Annotated in this window: 1 pseudogene; it reads left to right on the top strand. The window is 69.8% G+C overall.

Annotated features, from left to right (window positions below):
• Window position 1 precedes the first annotated feature (1 nt).
• Window positions 2-622 (top strand): annotated as a pseudogene (locus ABFY07_RS42810) (hypothetical protein); the annotation flags it as partial.

The following is a 622-nucleotide window of genomic DNA, read 5'->3' as shown; positions in this document are numbered from 1 at the left end:
CGTGTACCCCGACCCGAAGCCGGTGCCCACGTCGACGTTCATCGACGCTCTGGAGCCGCTGGGTTTCGGTAGCAACGCCACCCGGCAGGCCTTGCAGCGCAGCGCAGCGTCAGGCTGGATCACCGCGACGAAGGTGGGCAGGCAGGCCCACTGGCATCTGACGGGCGCCGGCTACCAGCTCTTCGAGGAGGGTGCGGCGCGGATCGCCCGTCTGTCCGACGTGGACCGGCCCTGGGACGGACGGGCGCTCATCCTCACGGCGGAGGTGCCGGAGAACGACCGGGCGGTCCGGCATCAGCTTCGAACCCGGCTGGACTGGTTGGGATTCGCCGCGCTGGCTCCGGGGGTGTGGATCTCCACCCATGTGCCGAACGAGATCCCTGCGGGCATGCTCATGGAGAAGCTCAGCCTGCCCTGCAACTCGTACGTCGCCGAGCCGGGCACGTTGGGGGTGTTCCGCGACGTCGTCTGGCGGTCCTGGGATCTGGCCGCTGTCGAGCGGGACTACCAGGCATTCCTCGATGAGTTCCGAGATCTGTCGCCCGTCCCCGGGACGGACCGGTTCGTCGCCACCGTGGCGGCGGACGAGCCGGGCCTGTGGACCTTCCGCGTGGACGCGTGG

The organism is Streptomyces sparsogenes subsp. cuspidosporus (assembly GCF_039532705.1).
In the GTDB taxonomy this organism is placed as follows: Bacteria; Actinomycetota; Actinomycetes; order Streptomycetales; family Streptomycetaceae; genus Streptomyces; species Streptomyces sparsogenes.
The sequence above is the reverse complement of the archived record's forward strand: the minus strand, read 5'-3'. Positions and strand labels throughout refer to the sequence as shown.